Source organism: Spiroplasma floricola 23-6, from assembly GCF_002813555.1.
GTDB lineage: Bacteria > Bacillota_I > Bacilli_A > Mycoplasmatales > Mycoplasmataceae > Spiroplasma_A > Spiroplasma_A floricola.
Genome location: NZ_CP025057.1, coordinates 957817 through 977500 on the forward strand (window position 1 = coordinate 957817; position 19684 = coordinate 977500).

Annotated in this window: 19 protein-coding genes and 2 rRNA genes (1 of these 21 cut by a window edge); 1 reads left to right on the forward strand and 20 read right to left on the reverse strand. The window is 28.1% G+C overall.

Features of this window, described 5'->3' with window-relative positions; all coding sequences use genetic code 4:
* Window positions 1–963: an oligopeptide ABC transporter permease OppC gene (gene oppC, locus SFLOR_RS04240; RefSeq protein ID WP_100916835.1), complete on the reverse strand. Its 963-nt coding sequence runs from the start codon at window positions 961–963 to the stop codon at window positions 1–3.
* A gap of 13 nt (window positions 964–976) precedes the next feature.
* Window positions 977–2218 carry an oligopeptide ABC transporter permease OppB gene (gene oppB / locus SFLOR_RS04245; protein ID WP_100916836.1) on the reverse strand — a complete coding sequence of 414 codons (1242 nt, stop codon included), beginning with the start codon at window positions 2216–2218 and terminating at the stop codon, window positions 977–979.
* A gap of 70 nt (window positions 2219–2288) precedes the next feature.
* On the opposite strand from oppB, the gene SFLOR_RS04250 reads away from it, so the two are divergent.
* Window positions 2289–2771 (forward strand): hypothetical protein, encoded by a 483-nt coding sequence (locus tag SFLOR_RS04250; protein ID WP_100916837.1) that lies wholly within the window; start codon window positions 2289–2291, stop codon window positions 2769–2771.
* A 159-nt stretch (window positions 2772–2930) separates the two neighbouring features.
* Here SFLOR_RS04250 and SFLOR_RS05890 read toward each other — a convergent pair whose 3' ends face one another.
* The 18 genes from SFLOR_RS05890 to SFLOR_RS04335 all read right to left on the reverse strand — a co-directional run.
* Window positions 2931–3089, reverse strand: a complete 159-nt coding sequence (locus tag SFLOR_RS05890; RefSeq protein ID WP_157806957.1) for a hypothetical protein — start codon at window positions 3087–3089, stop codon at window positions 2931–2933.
* Between the two features lie 148 nt (window positions 3090–3237).
* Window positions 3238–4503, reverse strand: coding sequence for a cell division protein FtsZ (ftsZ, locus tag SFLOR_RS04255; protein ID WP_100916838.1), 1266 nt, complete (start codon window positions 4501–4503; stop codon window positions 3238–3240).
* 54 nt (window positions 4504–4557) lie between these two features.
* Window positions 4558–5943, reverse strand: coding sequence for an acetate and sugar kinases/Hsc70/actin family protein (locus SFLOR_RS04260; RefSeq protein ID WP_100916839.1), 1386 nt, complete (start codon window positions 5941–5943; stop codon window positions 4558–4560).
* 1 nt (window position 5944) lies between these two features.
* Complete coding sequence (gene rsmH / locus SFLOR_RS04265; protein WP_100916840.1) at window positions 5945–6889, reverse strand: 16S rRNA (cytosine(1402)-N(4))-methyltransferase RsmH; 945 nt, start codon at window positions 6887–6889, stop codon at window positions 5945–5947.
* On the reverse strand, window positions 6889–7320 hold the full coding sequence (gene mraZ, locus SFLOR_RS04270) for a division/cell wall cluster transcriptional repressor MraZ (RefSeq protein ID WP_100916841.1): 432 nt from the start codon (window positions 7318–7320) through the stop codon (window positions 6889–6891). Before mraZ ends, rsmH begins: the two co-directional genes overlap by 1 nt.
* Before the next feature lie 121 nt (window positions 7321–7441).
* Window positions 7442–7768 (reverse strand): hypothetical protein, encoded by a 327-nt coding sequence (locus SFLOR_RS04275; protein ID WP_100916842.1) that lies wholly within the window; start codon window positions 7766–7768, stop codon window positions 7442–7444.
* A gap of 114 nt (window positions 7769–7882) precedes the next feature.
* Window positions 7883–8059: a 50S ribosomal protein L32 gene (gene rpmF, locus SFLOR_RS04280; RefSeq protein ID WP_020836573.1), complete on the reverse strand. Its 177-nt coding sequence runs from the start codon at window positions 8057–8059 to the stop codon at window positions 7883–7885.
* 17 nt (window positions 8060–8076) lie between these two features.
* Window positions 8077–8577 (reverse strand): YceD family protein, encoded by a 501-nt coding sequence (locus tag SFLOR_RS04285; protein ID WP_100916843.1) that lies wholly within the window; start codon window positions 8575–8577, stop codon window positions 8077–8079.
* The gene (pheT, locus tag SFLOR_RS04290) at window positions 8577–10988 is read right to left on the reverse strand and encodes a phenylalanine--tRNA ligase subunit beta (RefSeq protein ID WP_100916844.1); all 2412 of its coding nucleotides are present in this window, start codon (window positions 10986–10988) and stop codon (window positions 8577–8579) included. The genes SFLOR_RS04285 and pheT overlap by 1 nt, the downstream gene beginning before the upstream one ends.
* 14 nt (window positions 10989–11002) lie before the next feature.
* The gene (gene pheS / locus SFLOR_RS04295) at window positions 11003–12049 is read right to left on the reverse strand and encodes a phenylalanine--tRNA ligase subunit alpha (protein WP_100916845.1); all 1047 of its coding nucleotides are present in this window, start codon (window positions 12047–12049) and stop codon (window positions 11003–11005) included.
* A 200-nt stretch (window positions 12050–12249) separates the two neighbouring features.
* On the reverse strand, window positions 12250–13341 hold the full coding sequence (locus SFLOR_RS04300) for a hypothetical protein (protein ID WP_100916846.1): 1092 nt from the start codon (window positions 13339–13341) through the stop codon (window positions 12250–12252).
* A gap of 124 nt (window positions 13342–13465) precedes the next feature.
* Window positions 13466–14080: a LemA family protein gene (locus SFLOR_RS04305; RefSeq protein WP_100916847.1), complete on the reverse strand. Its 615-nt coding sequence runs from the start codon at window positions 14078–14080 to the stop codon at window positions 13466–13468.
* 162 nt (window positions 14081–14242) lie between these two features.
* Window positions 14243–14782 (reverse strand): hypothetical protein, encoded by a 540-nt coding sequence (locus SFLOR_RS04310; protein ID WP_100916848.1) that lies wholly within the window; start codon window positions 14780–14782, stop codon window positions 14243–14245.
* A 345-nt stretch (window positions 14783–15127) separates the two neighbouring features.
* Entirely contained in the window at window positions 15128–15889 is a 762-nt protein-coding gene (locus SFLOR_RS04315) for a hypothetical protein (protein WP_100916849.1), read from the reverse strand.
* 145 nt (window positions 15890–16034) lie between these two features.
* The gene (locus tag SFLOR_RS04320) at window positions 16035–16226 is read right to left on the reverse strand and encodes a hypothetical protein (protein ID WP_100916850.1); all 192 of its coding nucleotides are present in this window, start codon (window positions 16224–16226) and stop codon (window positions 16035–16037) included.
* Window positions 16227–16320: 94 nt separating this feature from the next.
* Window positions 16321–16797 carry a hypothetical protein gene (locus SFLOR_RS04325; protein ID WP_100916851.1) on the reverse strand — a complete coding sequence of 159 codons (477 nt, stop codon included), beginning with the start codon at window positions 16795–16797 and terminating at the stop codon, window positions 16321–16323.
* A gap of 68 nt (window positions 16798–16865) precedes the next feature.
* Window positions 16866–16971, reverse strand: a 5S ribosomal RNA gene (rrf, locus tag SFLOR_RS04330).
* Between the two features lie 113 nt (window positions 16972–17084).
* Window positions 17085–19684 (reverse strand): 23S ribosomal RNA (locus SFLOR_RS04335); it runs 312 nt beyond the window's last position.

The following is a 19684-nucleotide window of genomic DNA, read 5'->3' on the forward strand; positions in this document are numbered from 1 at the left end:
CTATCTATGTGTTTTAGGATCTAATGAATCGGCAAATACTTTACCTGCTAAGAAGAATAATAATGATATTCCCCCAACAAATACTACAGGAATAATTAATAAGTGTGGATACACTTCTCAATCAGATCCAGATAATAATTCATTTAATATTGATCCTAAAGATGCTTGATCTAATGTGTTAGTTACAAATCCAAAGTTATAATATGCAAGTAATGCATCAATTGCTATAGCTGTTGGTATTGCAAATGTTGATGTTTGAATAACTATTGGTAAGATTTTTGGCATAATATTTTTTCTAATGATTTTTGAACTTGGTGTTCCCAATACTCTTGATGCAATATTATATTCTGCATTTCTTACAAGCATAATTTGAACCCTAATAACAGCTGCCAAAGTAATTCAGCTTGTAAGTGATATAGCAAGTATTAATACTGGAATTGATGTAGTTCCTCCAAATAAGAAAATAATTATCAATCATAAAATTAGTGAAGGAATAAGAGTTAAAAATCTTGTAATTTCAATAAATACTAAGTCTAATTTTGAGAAAAATCCTCAAATTGAACCTAATAATATTCCCAACAGTATTTGAATTGAAGCAACAAAGAAAGTAAATATCAATGTTGTTCTTGTTCCAATTCACATTTTAGTTCATAAATCTTCTCCAAATCTTCCTAGACCAAATATATGTTGTCAGCTTGGTGCTTCAAAATCAATTCCTGGTCTATCAATTGGCACAGGTTCTTGACCAATACCAATTGAAAAAGCCATAATAATTATTGCTATTAGTAAAAATAATGAAATAATAAATGTTTTTGATTTGCTAACTCTAGCAAATACTGATTTTCAATAGCTATATGGTTTGTTTATAATTCTTTCTGCTTCTTCGTGCTTTGCACCAACCATTTTGAAGAGTGAACCATCTATAGAATTCATTTCTTCATTTGTATATTGTTTTTGTTCCATAAATAATTCCCTTCTATTTTGTTAATTTTATTCTTGGATCTAATGTAGCAAGTAACAAGTCTCCAATTAAACTTGAAAATACTCCTGCTGAAGCTGATACAAATATGTATCCTAAAACAACAAATGTATCTTTATTAGCTACACCGTTAAGAATAAATTTACTCATACCATCAATTGATCAGTGTCTTTCAACTAATATACTTGATCCAAATAATGTTAATACAAATATTTCTGGTAGAGTTTTAATTAATCTAACTCCTGCATTTCTAAAAATATGTACATAGAAAACATATTTTTCACTTAATCCTTTTGATAATGCAAATTTAGCATAATCAGCAGTCATTTCGTCTAAAACAAATCTTCTAGTATTTACAATAATCATTGGCATAGTTAATAACATTACTCCAATAACTGGTCATATTTTTGTACCGAAGTTTGATCCTTCAAATGATCCTTGAGCTCCAAATACATATATTGACATTTTATATAACAGTGCTATTACAACTAATGCTGGAATGGCACTAATAATTAAACTCGTTCCATTAATTGCATTATCAGCTGACTTTTCTTTATTTTTAGCAGCTAAAATACCTAATGGTACTCCTAAAAAGTACGATAAGGCAACACCAATTCCACCAATTTTAAATGATATAGGAATTGATTTGGCAAAAGCATCTTGAACAAATGTTCCTGGGATACCTCCACTAGCTTTATTCATAAATACTCCTAAATAAAATCACATTGTAACTGGATCTCCTGTTATAGCTTGAGTTTGATCGTCAATTACGGGATTTTGAAGAATTGTTTTAGGTATAAATGGTGTAATATTTCTTAAATAAATAAGCATTTGTTGAAACATAGGCCCATATACACCAAACATTTTCATTCTATTTTCTAGTAGCCTTTCATATTCTGGACTACCATACACAATACCATGTTTTGCTAAATCAATATCAGCTAGATATGCACCATCAGTAGTTACAAATCTTAATATTACAAATACAAATGCAATTGCAATATATAGTGTTATAAATGCATAAATTATTCTTTTAAAAGAGTAGGATAAAAGTGGATTTTTTTGCATAAATTCATCAAAAGATGCATTTGAACGTCTAAATACACTTTTCATACTCTCTCAATGGCTAGTTTTTGTTTGCTTAACTTCTTCAGTTAAACTAATCTCATCAAACATTTCCAAAATGGAGTTTTCGTTTTTATCGTTGCTTGATTCTAAGCCATTAACTTTTGTTTCCATAAGTTTAAGTTGTCCTTTCTATTTTATTTTTATCTTATAAAACCTATATAATATCTATAAAGGTGATACTATGAAAGATAAAAATAAAACAAGTAATTTTCAAAAATTAAAAGATTTACGTGAGAATGAGAAACAAGCTCATTCACAACAAGTACAAGATAAAGTAAGTGAAATTTCTAAAGATCCAATTGGTTCAAAAACCAAATATATGGATTCAAAGAAATTAAGATGATATGACTATCTAATTGCTTTATTAATAAGTTTAGTTCTTATTGGTTTTAGTTTCATCATTGGGATTTTTGCTTTTAAAAGCTTAGAAAAATCTGAATGAATGATAACAGCATTTGCTTTACTTTCTATATTGATTTGACTAATTATAGGTTGAATCAAAAATAGACAAGTTGCAAAATTTTATAATGATGCAAGAAGACGTTATCAAACTACTTTATCAGAAGAGGAAGGTTTTTTAAGAAGAATTTCTAAAATAACCTTATTAGTCTGCTTGGTATTGACAATAACTTCAATTATTATGGCAATTACACTATGAGTGTAATTTTTTTAATAAAAAAAGAGTAATCTATTTTTAAAAAGTATAGGTATAATAAATCCTAACTGTTTATAAAATAAATCACTCTTTTAAATATTAAATATCATTAATAAAATCAGTTTTTTATTGTAAATATCATTTAAAACATTGTCTATCTATAAACAATTACGATCATTGCGCCATGTGTTGTTTTGCGCAATACATAGCCATTTTATTATTTAAGTTCGCATTGTCTTTAAAAAACATATTTTTAAATGACAATGTAGAAAACGCAAAAAAAGCAATCGGATTATTAAATTTTTTAGTAGTTAATAATACTTTCATTTTTTGGTCTCCTTCATCGCCTATATAGATATTAGCAAAAGGATACTTCAATTTCAACACTATAAGAAAGAAAATAAAAAAAATAAACAGTACATGTTTATTTAAAATATAAAATTTCTTTAATTAGAGAAAAAGTGACTAAATATTTTTATCATTTTTTTCTTAAGAATGTTGGAAAATCTCCATCTTCATCTTCAAGTGAATCTTCAATTTTTTGAGCAATTTTAGGTTCTGAATCGACATTATCTTGATTTCACTGTACTAATCTTTCTTGACCTTGTCTATTCTCTTCTTCCATTTGTTTTACATATTCTGGTCTTTTATCTTGGTTTGCCATAAATGAAGTTCTTTGATCATAAACAGTTTCAACTGGCTCTTCTTGATAAACACCTTGTTGACTTACTAAATGTTGCTGTTCATTAGTTTTTTGTGATGAATTATCATTTATAATTTTTGGTGGCACATATTCATCATCAAATCCTGTTGCAATAACAGTAACAATCAAATCATCATCTAAATGTTCATTAATTGCTATACCAAAAATTATATTTACATCTTCTCCACTTGCTTGTTGGACAATATCAACTGCATCATATGCATCATTTAGTGAAACAGTTTTTCCCCCAGTTACATTAATAATTGCATCCTTTGCTCCACGAATTGAAGTTTCTAATAAAGATGATGTAATAGCTTTATTTGCAGCTTCAATTGCCTTATCTTCTCCAGAACCAATACCAATTCCAAATAAAGCATTCCCTTTACCTTTCATAACAGTTCTTACATCAGCAAAGTCTAAGTTAATAACAGCAGGAACTGCAATTAAATCAGTAATTGTTTGAACACCTTGTTTTAAAATATTATCCGCTTCTCTAAATGAGTCTTGAACTGGAATTCCCCCAATTATTTCTAATAATCTATCATTTGAAATAACAATAATTGAATCAACATATTTTCTTAATTCATTTAATCCTTGAACTGCATAAGAATTTCTTAATCTTCCTTCAAATCTAAATGGTTTTGTAACAATAGCAATAACTAAAGCTCCAGTTTCCATAGCAATTCTTGCTATTTCAGGAGCAGCACCAGTACCTGTTCCTCCACCCATTCCAGCTGCAACAAATATTAAATCTGATCCTTGTAATACTTTTTTAATTTCTTCTTCTGTTTCAATAGCAGCTTGTTTTCCGATTTCTGGATTTGCACCAGCTCCTAATCCTTTTGATACTTGCTGACCTAAAATAATTTTAGTTGAAGCAGCACTTGCAGATAAAACTTGTGCGTCAGTATTTGCAACAATAAATTCAACGCCTTGAACGTTGTCATCCACCATTCTGTTAACAGCGTTGCAACCTCCTCCTCCAACTCCTATTACTTTAATCTTAGCATTTTGATTAAATTCTAATTTTGTAGACATATTTCTTTCCTCACCTTATTATTTATTTCTTTGCGTATTTATAATACCATTTTTTTAAAAGTTTTCATTGTTTTGATAATTTTGCTGAATTAGCATTTGTTGATTAAGTTGTTGGTTCATTTGTTGATTTTGTTGATAGACTTTTTGTTGATTTTGCATCATATATTCTTGTTGTGTCATTGCTCTATTTTGAGGCATAGGCATTCCTTGCATTCTTGGATGATTCTGAACTTGATTTGGATTATCCATAAATGGTAAATGATAAATTTCTGTACTTGTTCTAATCTCTTTTTGATTTTTGTTTATTGCGCGAGAGTGTTTTATTATTCCACAAAGAGCAGTTGTTCAAATTTCACTTGCTCCAGTTATTAAAGAATAATATGCTTCTGATATATTTTTATGCTTACTTCTTAATAAGATTTTTTCAAATCCTGCAATTTCAGTAATTTTACCTGTATGATAAACTTTAAAGTTTTTAACAGCGCTCATTTCTCGTTCAATTAATACATCAACTTTATCAATAACTGAGTTTAGCTCTTCTAATAATAATTTTTTAATATCAATTGTTTTCAATTCATATGTTCTTTTTTCACTAGCTATATATTTTCTATAAATAACTATGTTATCTAATGTTGTTGAAGAAAAATTTAATAGTTTAAATATATATTTATTTGAAATATCAAATTTTGCAGCCATTTTATTAGCTAAATTTTCAATAATATGTTTAATACCAAAGCTTAATGTTTCTTTTTTTACTAAAGTCTCTCTTGAAAAATAACCAATATCAACACAATCTCAATCTCAATTAATTAGAGCAAACGTGTGTCTAAAGTTTAGCCCATCATTGCATTGCTTTGCCAAAGAATATAATTGACTTGCTACAGTTAACTTCTCTATATTTAAAGTTTTTAGAACTCTATCAAATGAATCAACAACATGCTTTTCTGCAGTATATACTTTTGCATTCATAGAAAGAAGATTTGCTTTTATATTTACTGGTGGTTTTGCAACACTATGAGAGTTATTTATTCTAAATTCATATGGTTTAATATTTGTAACTATTTGATTATCATTAAAAATGACTTTTTTTGCATTTTTGTAAAGAGTTCTGATATGTTCAGATCTTATTACTTTATCTGGAGTTTCAATGAAAATGCTTGGTGAAGCTTCTTTAATTTGAAGTGTTCCTGTAGGATATATAACAGAAACTCTTCTAATTTTTTCTTTATACATTGATTCATATTTGTTTATCATTTTTATTAATCTATGAGCAACAAGATTTGTATCAACTATATCATTATTTTCTGTAAGCCAATTACCTTTGCTTTTTTCTCGTTCTTTAAAAACAATTTTTAATCCAATATGTTGTTTATATTTACCTACAACAAATTTAATATATTTTTTACTAATTTCAATTGCTGCATAAGTTTCATTATACATTCTACTCACCAACCTTTCTAATTGCTCAAAGTTTTGCACTATGAGCTCTTCTATTTTTTTCCAATTCCTCTTCTTGTGGTAAAATTGGTCTTTTAATAATTAGTTCAAAATCTTTTTTCGTCTCCATAAATACTGGAAGTTTACTTAAAAATTTATCCTCTTTTGATATAGTTTTAGTCTTAAAAATATCTTTAATAATTTTTTCTTCTAAGGAATGAAAAGTTATTACAGCAATAACTCCACCTGGATTTAATAATTCTAATGAATTACTTAAAGATCTTTTTAACACTTCAAGTTCATTGTTAATATATATTCTTAAAGCTTGAAAAACTTTCTTTGCAGGGTGTTTTTTTTGTTTAAGAATTTTTTGAGGTAGACATTCTTTTATAATATTTACCAATTCAAAAGTAGTTTTAATTTCTTTTATTTGTCTTTGTTCAACAATTTTTCTAGCAATATTTCATGAAAATTTTTCATCGCCATATTTAAAAAAAATTTCTGCTAATTGTTTTTCATCATAGCTATTAACTACATCTTTTGCAGTAATTTTAGTATTTTTTTGATCCATTCTCATATCTAATTCTGAATCAAAACGATAACTAAATCCTCGTTCTGCTTTATCAAATTGGGGACTTGATACTCCTAAATCATATAAAATACCATCTACTTTTTTTACACCTTTTAAAGAGAGTAAAACTTTAATATCTGCAAAGTTTCCCTCTAAAATAGTAAAATTACTTGATATAATTTCAAGTTTTTTTCTACTTATTGCAATTGCCTCTTCATCTTGATCAATTGCATATAAATGTCCTTGATCTATTTTTTTTAAAATCTCAGCACTATGACCTGCTCGCCCTAGAGTACAGTCAACATATATTCCGTTATTCTTTATATTCAATAATTCTATAGATTCATTAAGTAAAACAGATGTATGTTCTTGTGCCATTAATTTACTCCGCCCAATTTCTCAGCTGCATCTACTAGCTGATTTTTAGCATCTTTATCATAATCATGATGCTTTTGTTTATCTCAAATTTCTATTCATTCACCAGCCCCAGTGATTTGAACAGTTTTTGTAATTCCAACTTCCTCTAATAAATTTAATGGAAGTTTAATTCTTCCTGCATTATCTATTGATAATTCATCGGTATTTGAAAAAATTGTTCTAACTACAGTACGTGTTGAAGAAGAAAGTGCACTTTGTGACTTTAATTCGCTGTATCATTCTTTAAAATTTTCTGGTGTTCTAATTTCTAAACAATTTCCATCAATACTTCTAGTTACATATACAAGTTCGCCCAACTTATTACGTAATTTTGAAGGTATTGTTAATCTAGATTTATCATCCAAATTATGTTCGAACTTCCCAAATAACATACATAGTCACCCACTTTCTCCCACACACTTACAATTATATACCACTTTGGTTCATAATCAAGTACTTTTGAATTTTTTACTCCCACAGAGCACTTAAAAAATGCCCAAAAATAGGCATTTATTAATGAATTATTTGTTTTTCTAAAATATTTATTATTTTATCAATTTTCATTTTTAGTTTTCTCTCATTTTCAAGTACTTCTTGCATTGAAGGACTTTTTCTTAAAATTAAAGGTTTTATAAAATATTTATTCAAATAAATCTTATAGTAAAAGTAAAAACTTCTAAGTAAACTAACTGATAATCAAGGATCTGAGTTTTGTACTATTTCATAAAAAGTTTTTTCATCAATTTCATAAGAAAAAGTATTAAAACCATTCTCATTTAATGAATTTATTGCTGATAAAGGAATGATTCTTTCTGATATATCTTTAATATTATTTGTCATATTTTTTCCTCCAAAAGAATTAATCGACAATTTTTTTGAAAAATTTTAATAATTTTAAATATTTTTTAAAATAGATACAAAAAAAAGCACTTTATAAGTGCTCTATTTTATTAATTAATCAACTTTTTTAACTTCTTTATTTTTATAATAACCACATTCACGACAAACTCTGTGTGGTTTAATCATACTTCCACAGTTTGGACATGAAATAATTGCTGAGCTAACTAAAGCCAAGTGACTTCTTCTCTTATTTTTAGCAGCTTTACTGGTCTTTCTAAATGGTACAGCCATGTTTACACCTCCGTTACTTATTTTTCAAAATTAAATTCCTTTAATTTTTCTCATCTTGAATCTACTTGATTTTCTTGTTCTTGTTGGTATTCTTCTTCAGACATAAGTATGTAATCTTTACCGACAAATGAAATTTTACCATAATTATTAGTTAAATTCATAGGGATATTTAAAACAATTTGTTCAATTGCATAGTCCAAAATGTTAAATTTATCGCCTAATAAAATATTGTGTTGATCATCATTTACATTTTCAAAATAATATTCTTCTTGTCAATCATAGTTTTGATCTAATAATTGTATAACCTTGCCATCACGTGCATCAATTGCAGAAATTGATGCAGTTATTTTAGCATTTACAATAAGAGATTTCATTAAATCTTGATAACTTAAAGTACCTTTAATATGGACTTTATCAATTGATTTAATCAAATCATGGTTTATATTCAAACTTGAACTTATTTCAAGTTCTTTATCTAAATTAATAACTTTTTTCAGTTCAATTTCTTTTTTAAGCATTATCTTACCTCTATTTTTAGTTTTGATAAATTACTTAATACTTTATCTAATTCCTTTTGAACTTCTTGATCAGTTAATTGTTTTTCAATACTGTTAAATTCAAATGATACAGACACTGATTTTGAGTTTGAATTTCTTAACTTCTCATCTTGATAAATATCAATTAATTCAACTTTAGTTAAATGATTAACTTTATTTATAATAGTTTTAATAATTTCTGAGTATTTATCTTTTAAGTTAAGAATAAATGATACATCTCTTGTTGTTTTTTGGAATTTTGATACTTCTTGAGCTCTAATAACTGAGTTCTTAATTTCTTGAAGTTCAGTTATATTTAATTCTAAAACAAATGTAGAGTCTAATTTTTGTGATTGTTCAAATCTTGGATTTAATTTATAAATAAATCCTAAAGTTTTACCTTTTGAAGTAATTTTTGCATTAATAAAAGGATGAATATCATTTGGTGCTTTTTCATTTAACTCAAATTCAACTTCATTTAAATTAAGATTGTAAGTTGTTTGTAAAATTGAGTCACAAATACCTTTTAAGTAAGCATAACTTGATTTTATTGAGAGATCATAGCTCTTTTGATTTATAACATCTCCAGATATTAATATAGCTAAATGTCTTTGTCTTAAATCATCCATATTGTAAATATCTGCAAATTCATATAATTTAACATTTTTATTACCTTTTGAGTAATTAAATGAAGCTGTTTCTATAATTGATCTAGATAAACTTAATCTGAAAGTTTCTCTTAATTTACTTAATGGACTCATTAAATTTATTGGATTTTTAATATCAAATAAATTTCATCTTTGTACTGTGTCACTTGATAAAAGTGAATAAGTTTTAATATTTGTAAATCCTAGACCTAATAAATAGTTTTCGCTTTGTTTTTGTAAACGTAAATCCAGTTTTTTTGTTTTATTGTCTGAAAGAATTTTTGGTGGAGTTGATTGAACATTATCATAACCATAAATTCTAGTTATTTCTTCAACAATATTGGCACTATGAAAAATATCAGTTCTAAACTCATCAACTTTAAATAATAGTTCATCTCCATTATCTGTGATTTCAAAATCTAATGTTTTAAACAAGCTTTTAATTTCTTTTCCAGTTAAATTAATACCCATTAATTTATGAATATATTCTAATTTAACACTAACTTCTACTTGTTTTTCATTTGATTCTTTCATAACTTCTAATTTACTATTTGATTGATAAATATTGTATTGATCTAATCAATATATAACTCTATCTTGAGCAATTTTGTATAATTTAGAACTTACAGGTTTCATATATCTTTGTAGATCAATTGTTGATGTATTAAATTCTTTTTGTTGTTTTCTCATAAAAATTGGATCTAGTGATAAGTAGACTACCAATATTTCTTTTGAATCAACTGTTGGTAAGTATTTTTGATTTATTTCAATACCAAGTGTTGAAATAACTTCTTTGTCACTTAATAATTGTAAATTCACACTGTGATCAGCATTTTTATTATTTTTAATTTCCAATTGTGATTTTAATTTACTTGGATCTAAGAATAATATTGGTTGACCAGTTTCAATTGCTATAGCATTTGCTAAATCCATTCAGAAATTATGAGTAGTTTTACAATCATTAAATTTTAATCAAATATCTTGATTTGAATAAATTTTATGTTCTTTTTCTCCAATAGTTAAAACATCTTTTACACTAATAACTTGCATAGCTACACTTCTAACAACTTTTTCAACTTCTTTATCAATTTTTATTGATACAGGTGAATTTAAAGAGTTTTCTTTAAAAGTATAATTTTTTGTAAAGTCATTTAAATCTTTATCAAAATAGTTAGCTAATTCTTTTGCTAATTGCAATGCTCCCAAAGCATCACTTCTATTAAGAGTTAGATCCACTTCTCAAACAGCGTCTAAAAAACCAATTTCTTCTAATGCTGTATCATTTCCTATTAATGTATAAGTATCTTCTTTTGTAACAATAGGATAAATTCAGTCTTTTTCTTCTTCTGAAAGAGCCTTTTCATTTAATCCAATTTCTGTTAGAGCACAAATCATTCCTTCAGACATTTTACCTTTAATTTCTCTATTTTCTAGCTTTAAGCCATTTGCTATTTTTTTACCTGCCTCTGCTAAAATAACATATTGACCTTCTTTTACGTTACTTGCACCACAAACAATTGGAGAAACTAAATCATCACCTTTGTCTACAAAACAAAAGTTTAAATGTGTTCCTTCTATTGGTGTAACATTTCCTACATGAGCAATTTTTAATTTATCATTTAATGATGAATAATCTTTAAATGAATCAACTTCAAATCCAAGTGAGTTTAATGCAACAGTAATTTGTTCATTTTTAACACCATTCAAGTCTATTAACTTTTCTAATCATTTTCTTGTTAAATACATATAAATCTCACTTTCTAATCTCCAAAAAATTTAAATTGGTCTAAAAATCTAATGTCATTTTCATATAAATCTCTAATATTTTTTAAACCATATTTTAACATTGCCAATCTTTCAATACCAACACCAAATGCTAGACCTGTAACTTTTTCAGGATCTAATCCGTTTGCTTCCATTACTTCTGGAGCTAACATTCCTGATCCTAAAATTTCAATAAATCCTGTGTATTTACAAATTGAACATCCCTTTCCACTACAATTTATACATCTTACATCCACTTCTGCTGAAGGTTCAGTAAATGGAAAGAAACTAGGTCTCATTCTAATAACTGCATCTTCGCCAAATAAACGTTTACACATATATTCTAAAACTCATTTTAAATTAGCAAAACTAATTTTTTCCCCAATAGCAAATAAATCCATTTGCATAAACTGATGTGAATGAGTTGCGTCATCATCATCACGTCTATAAACGTTACCATAACTTACAGCAGCCATATTAATATTTCCTGTTTTCGCAGCTTGTGTTAACATTCTAGCTGTCATGTTAGTTGCATGAGTTCTTAAAACTGTATGATTGTCAATGTAAAAAGTATCTTGCATATCTCTTGCAGGATGTCCTATTGGCATATTTAGTTTTTGGAAACAATATTCATCTGTTTCAAACTCTGTTCCATCAACCATTTCATAGCCTAACTCAGTAAAAATTGAAGATATTTCATCAATAACTAAGTTTAATGGATGTTTTGCTCCCATTTTTAAATTGATTCCAGATAATGTTAAATCAATTTTTTCCTTTTCTAAAACTTTTTTTAATTCTTCATTTTCAAATTTATCACTTAAATCATTTAATTTTTCAGAAATAATTTCTTTAATTTCATTTGCTTTTTGTCCTGCTTCTTTTCTCTCTTCTGGAGTTGCAGATTTTAAGTTTTTAAGAATATCATTTAAAGGAGAATCTTTTCCTACAAATTCCTTTTTCAATATTTCTAATTCTTCTTTTGTTTTGATGGTTATTATTTTTTTATTAAAACCCTCTAAAATTTTATTTATTTTTTGTAACATAAGTACACCTTTCATATAAAAATTTAAGCAATTTAATTATACTTGATAATTTATAGAATTTACTTAAAATGGTAGATTTCTAACACTATTTTAGTTATTTTTAATAAAATAAAAATTAATTTTAAATTCTTTAGCTTAATTAGTATTAAAAATATCAGCTAAAAGCTGATATTTTTAATACTTTATAGATTTTTAAACTACTAAAGAGCAGTATACTCTAATGAATTAAGAAGTAATTCAGATTCAAGTTGAATTTTTAAACAAATTAGCTTTGCAAATTTCTTTTTACTTGTTATATTTGAAAAATTAAATAAACCTATTGGATGAATTTCTTGTCTTTGAAAAATTTTTTCTACAGACAAATCATTTTGAACTCACATTTTATAAAAATTTTTATTATTAAGTTTACTTAATGCATCAACTCTTTTAACATCTAAAAATTTAGCCATTTTTAGGTCCAATGTATTAGCATTTGTAGTATATTTTTCATTAAATTCAATTGATTCATTTTTATATTTACCCTTCAAATTTCCTTTTTTAGATACTTTAACTCCTCTATATTTTTCACTAAATTCTTCATCTTTAATTACAAGTCTGTCTAAAGATAATTTGAAAAGTGTTCTTTTTAGAATTGGTTTTAATGCTCATATAATAACTATAATAAAAAATATTTCATAAAAATCTATAAAAAAGAGTTCTTCATTATCAGTAAAGTTAAAAGTTAGAGGATTATCAATATAAAAAAATGATTCCTTATTCTTATATTCAAATTTTAAAAAATTTATATCTTTATAATAGATTTCATTATCATTTTTAGTTTGTAAATACTCCATTATATTTCCATTTTTTTCAACTAAAGTTAAATTTGAATTTAAATAAACAAGTGAAACGTTTTTTAACTCTTTAAATTTATCATTTGTAGAATAATAATAGTTGTAAATATCTTTTAAAATATTTGCATTATAAATTACTTTATTTATACTACTACACTCTTTATAACTTGATCGACTAGTTAATTTAATTAAAAAAATAAGTGGAATATTTATAATAACTAAAGAAAGGATTATATAATCTATTATTCCTCCAAAAATACTTTTTTTAATAAGCATTGTAATAAACGCCCAAGTTCAAAAAACTGTTAAAGAAATTAAAATAAACTCATACATAATTATTAATTTTTTATTTCTTGTTAGTTTTTTTATCTTCTTTTTTAAATCGTTATCAGATTTTACTGATTCTCTTACTTTACTATATAAGTTAGTATCTACTTTTATTTTCATTTTATTTTTCATATTTTCATTCCCATATCATGTTCAATGCTATACACTAATTGCAAAAATATATTTTATTGATAAGTACTTAGAAAAAAAGTGAAATAACGTTTAAGAATTACTTCACTTTTATAACTTCTATTAATTAAAATTTGATTTCAACATCTTCTAATTCTTCACTACTAAATTCTAGTAAATATTTGTAAACAAAATTTAATTGTCTTGCAGCTGAGTTTAAAGGATAAACTGAAATTGTTTGATTAAAAATACTTACATTAGAATTATAAATTCTTCTAGAAGCTGAAATATCATTTTCAACTTCAGAAACAGCACTCATTAATTCTTGAACTAATTTAGTTGATTGTAATTGAGGATAATTTTCTAATCTCATAGTTACATCTTTTGAAACTTTATCTAAAAGTTTCATGTTTTCATTTAGTTCGTTAGGATTAACTCCAGTTCTCATTTGGGTTAAACTTAATAGCATTTCCTTTTCAAATTTAATTCCATCTTTTACAGCATTAATAAGTTTTAATAAAATATCTCTTCTTTTTTTAAGTTGTATATCAATTCCAGATTGTGCTTCTGAAACCTTAATATCATATCTTTTTAATTTATTAATATTTGCTATATGAACAAATAAAGGTATTATTAAAATAAAACTTATATATCAAATGAAGGCTCCAAATCCATTTCTTTTTACTTTAGTTCCTGCTAGTTTATTTATATTTTCCTTTTGTAAAGTTTGGTTGTTACTCATAATTTATCTCCTTTTTAAAACTTGGAATTCTAAAATTATTTTATTACGAATTTCATATAATAAGTTTTTTTTTTACAAAAATATTTTTAAAATTATTTTTAAATTGATAAAAACCTTTTAATATACCTTTGAATTCTTTTATAAAGTCAATATATTTATTTTTTATTTTAAAAAAGAGACATATTCCAAAGATTGCAAAAACAATTCAGCTTCCAACTCAATTTTTTTATAAATAATTTCTACTATTTTTTTACTACTATATAATTTAAAAAAATTAAATACTCCAATAGGATAAATTGCTTTTAGAACCATTTCTTTTTTTACAAAAAGATCATCTTTTACACCCATTTTATAGAAATTTTTATTCTCTATTTTTGATAAATTATCTAATGCATTTGGGGTTAAAAACTTATTCATTCTAATATCAAGAGAATTTGCATTTGTTTTATATTTATTATTTAATTCTATTGATTCAGATTTATAATCCCCATTTAATAAAGTTCTTTTTCTATTAAAAATAGGAATTCCATTAGAATTATTTTTTAAATATTCATCTTTTATAATTAACTTATCTCTTGAAATTAATACTTCTGAGGAATTTTCTGTTTGGTCATAATTTCTTCTTTCAGAATAGTCATTTGTAGTATATATTGGATTTTTTATTAAATATTTTGCATTCCTTCCTTTAAAAGTAAATGACAAAAAATTAATCTCTTCATTATCTAATTTACTATTATTTTCTCTATTACCAGATATATTTTTTAAAAGAAATTTTTTGTTAGCTTTTATTAAAAAGTCTATTTTATAATTTTTGTAATGAAACTCTAAATTACTTATCTCTTTGAATTCTTCACTTTTTAAGTATATTAGATAACCATTATAGGAGTTACTATACTTGAAACTGCAATTAATAATGATCCAAAGACACCAAATAGAATTTTTTTATTGACTTTTTTTCTCAGCCTCTTTATCCTTTTAATTTAAACTTATTTTATTACAAATGTACATAATAAGTTTTTGGAGTTTGTAAAATATTTCTAATTTTCTCTAAAAAGAGAAATTTATCAAATTAAAACAATCTTTTTTTACAATATTTCCCATCTTTGAATTTACTCTTTCATTTAACATTTTTCTCATGGCAAAAAGTCCAGGTATAATTGAAACTGTATCGATTAATTCAAATTTACTATTTTCAGTATAATTAAAGTCTTCTAAATCATTATATCTATCAATAACTTTATAAAGTGTAAATTTAATTACATTTTCATCAGTTTCCATTCTATAAGTACCCTTTTTTGCATAAAATTCATAGAAATTATTAAAGTTAATTTGATCAATATTTATGTCAAAAAAATCTACTTCTATTTTGCAATAAATCTTATTTGTATTTTCATCTAAAAATAATTCGTGATAGCTTATTTGAATTATCTGATTTTTAAATTTAAATTTTATAGAGTTGTTTATTTTAAATTTATTTATAATTTTGAAATTCTCCATTAAATTTTCAACACCAAATTGGACATCATCAAATTTTGGATCTTTTTGTTTATTAAAGCTTGTTATAGGTATATAAAAAGTATTAAGATCTACTTTAAGAATTTTTATTGCTTCTATTGAGTTGTTTACATAAAATTCTCTTCAATCAAAAGACTTTAAAATCTTATAGTTATTTTTATATCTTCTATTTTTAAAATTTCTTTCTATTTTTTTAATAAAATAAAAGGAAAAAAATAAAGTTGAAAAAAATGAAATTAGACCTATTATATATGCAAAATTAAAATCATATTTTAAAAAAATAAATAATAACATTAGTATAAAAGAGAAAAAGTTTGAAAAAATTAAAAAGAGAAAAACTCAACGAAAAAATCTTTTTCTCTTTTTAATTTAAAGTTTTTTACAGGTATTATATCCATATTCATTTTTTTATTTATCATTTTTTTCTCCCTTGAAATTTTTAAATAAATAGCATCTCTGTAGAATTCAATAGAGGTTCAACTCATGTAAATAAAAATTGACTTCAATAATTTTTATCATCATAATTATATATACTATAAAATTCCTTCTTATTTAGTTTTCTCTTTTGAGATTTTTGTTTTAAACTAATATTCAATAAGTTCAATTTCTTATATAATTCTTTTATTTCCATAATTATTCATCTTTTCTAAAATATTTTACAAAAATTAATATTTTATAACAATGAATAAAGGGTTAAAAATAAAGAATAATAACTTTTTAGTTTCTTAAAAAAATTTTAGAAAAGTGTTTAAATGAGTATTTAATTTCTTTTCAAAATTTGAAATTTTAAGTAAAAAATATTGATCAGTATCATAGTAATTGTTTTTATATTCTATTGAACAGTGTATTTTTTCATAAAATAAGTAAACAATCAAACCATTATTAATAATTTCTTTAACTTCCATATATGTCATATGAATTAAATTATCTAATTTATTTAAATCAGAAAGATTAATGTTTATTTCTTTTGCTTGATCAAATATTGTTAAAAGTAAATTTCTGATATTTTCCACTTTTTCTCTTATATCTTTTTCTTGATTAAAATTATATTCAACTTTCAATTGTTTTTGCATCATAGTAAAGAAATTATTTATATTTAAAACATTAAAAAAATCTTCAAACTCTCATTTAAATTTAATATCTTCAATTTTCGTCTCTATAAATTTCTTTTTAAATCTTTTTGTAATTTGTTCTATTAACATAAAATTTCCTCTTATCTATAATATTTTATAAAAAAACCTACTCTTAAGAGTAGGTTTTAAAACTTTTAAACTGGCAGCGCCCTATTTTTGCATTATACTATCGTCGGCGTAGCTGATCTTAACTTCTGTGTTCGGCATGGGAACAGGTGTGACCTCAGCGCTATGACCACCAGATCTTAAGTTTTTTTGTCTGAGAGACTAAGTTTTCTTTTGAAAACTAAATCGTACTCTCAAAACTGAATACTAGATGATTTTATATATCTATACAAGCAATTTGTTTTGGTTTTTCTTTGAAAGACCTCGATCTATTAGTATTGGTTAGCTAAACACGTCACCGTGCGTACACACCCAACCTATCAACCATGTGGTCTACATGGGATCTTACTTCCGAAGAATGGGAAAACTCATCTTGAAGGAGGCTTCTCGCTTAGATGCCTTCAGCGATTATCCTTTCCGCACATAGCTACCCTGCTGTGCCACTGGCGTGACAACAGGAGCACCAGGGGTGCGTCCATTCCGGTCCTCTCGTACTAGGAACAGCTCTTCTCAATTTTCCTACGCCCACAACAGATAGGGACCAAACTGTCTCACGACGTTCTGAACCCAGCTCGCGTACCGCTTTAATGGGCGAACAGCCCAACCCTTGGAACCGACTACAGCTCCAGGATGCGATGAGCCGACATCGAGGTGCCAAACCTCCCCGTCGATGTGAACTCTTGGGGGAGATCAGCCTGTTATCCCCGGGGTAACTTTTATCCGTTGAGCGACGGCCCTTCCACACGGGACCGCCGGATCACTAAGTCCTGCTTTCGCATCTGTTCGACTTGTAAGTCTCGCAGTTAAGCACCCTTATACCTTTGCGCTCTTCGTACGATTTCCAACCGTACTGAGGGTACCTTTGAGCGCCTCCGTTACATTTTAGGAGGCGACCGCCCCAGTCAAACTACCCACCAAACACTGTCCCTGGCCCGGATAACGGGTCTAGGTTAGAACCTCAATGTAACAAGGGTGGTATTCCAAGGATGACTCCACGGCCACTAGCGTGACCGCTTCAAAGTCTCCCACCTATCCTCTACATGTTACACCAAGATTCAATATTAAGTTATAGTAAAGCTCCACGGGGTCTTTCCGTCTAGTTGCGGGTAACCAGCATCTTCACTGGTACTAAAATTTCACCGAGTCTATAGCCGAGACAGCGAAGGGATCATTACGCCTTTCGTGCGGGTCAGAACTTACCTGACAAGGAATTTCGCTACCTTAGGACCGTTATAGTTACGGCCGCCGTTCACCGGGGCTTCAATTCAATGCTTCACCAAAGCTAACATCTCCTCTTAACCTTCCGGCACTGGGCAGGCGTCACCCCCTATACTTCGTCTTACGACTTTGCAGAGAGCTGTGTTTTTGCTAAACAGTTGCCCCTTCCTCTTCACTGCGGCTCACGTAAAGTGAGCACCCCTTCTCGCTAACTTACGGGGTGATTTTGCAGAGTTCCTTAGCTATAGTTATCTCGCTTGCCTTAGGATTCTCTCCTTGACCACGTGTGTTCGTTCTAGGTACAGGCACCTAGTAAATTAACGCTAGAAGCTTTTCTTGGAAGCGTGGAGTCATGGACTTCGCTACTAGCCGAAGCGTTCACTCCCCATAACACTTCAAGGTTACAGTACGCGGATTTGCCAACGTACACCTCTTTGTGCTTAGACCGGCATAACCAACAGCCGGCATCCACTATCCTTCTCCGTCACTCCATCACTTTACTAGGTGGTACAGGAATATCAACCTGTTGTCCATCGACTACGCCTTTCGGCCTCGCCTTAGGTCCTGACTAACCCTGGGTGGACGAACCTTGCCCAGGAAACCTTGGTCAAACGGCATGGGAGATTCTCACTCCCAAACGTTACTCATGCCGGCATAATCACTTCTAATCGCTCCACACGTCCTCACGGTCGAACTTCATCGCAATTAGAACGCTCCCCTACCACTTGCATTGCTGCAAATCCAAAACTTCGGTACTACGCTTAAGCCCCGGTACATTTTCGGCGCAGAAGCACTCGACTAGTGAGCTGTTACGCACTCTTTAAATGATGGCTGCTTCTAAGCCAACATCCTAGCTGTCTGTGCACTTCCACATCCTTACACACTTAGCGTAAATTTAGGGACCTTAGTTGTTGATCTGGGCTGTTTCCCTCACGAGCATGGACCTTATCACCCATGTTCTGACTGCCGAGTATGAAATTATGGCATTCGTAGTTTAATTGTGATCAGTACCCCTAGGTGGGGCCATCACACATTCAGAGCTCTACCTCCATAATCCTTTACCTCGACGCTAGCCTTAAAGCTATATCGGGGAGAACTAGCTATCTCCGGGTTCGATTGGAATTTCACCCCTAGCCACAAGTCATCCACGGTCTTTTCAACGAACGTTGGTTCGGTCCTCCATTAGGTTTTACCCTAACTTCAACCTGCTCATGGCTAGATCACCCGGTTTCGTGTCTACGACATCGTACTAAACGCCCTATTAAGGCTCGCTTTCACTACGGCTCCGTGGATTCCACTTAACCTTGCACGATATCGTAACTCGCCGGCTCTTTCTACAAAAAGCACGCCATCACCCATTAACGGGCTCTGACTTCTTGTAAGCGTATGGTTTCAGGTACTATTTCACTCCCCTCACGGGGTACTTTTCACCTTTCCCTCACGGTACTGGTTCACTATCGGTAAAATGGTAGTATTTAGGCTTACCCAGTGGTCTGGGTAGATTCCGACAGGGTTTCTCGTGCCCCGCCGTACTCAGGATACTCACTCGAGGTTAGTGCATTTCGCATACGGGGCTATCACCCTCTGCGGCGCTGCTTCCCAACAGCTTCTGCTATACACTAACTTTGTAACT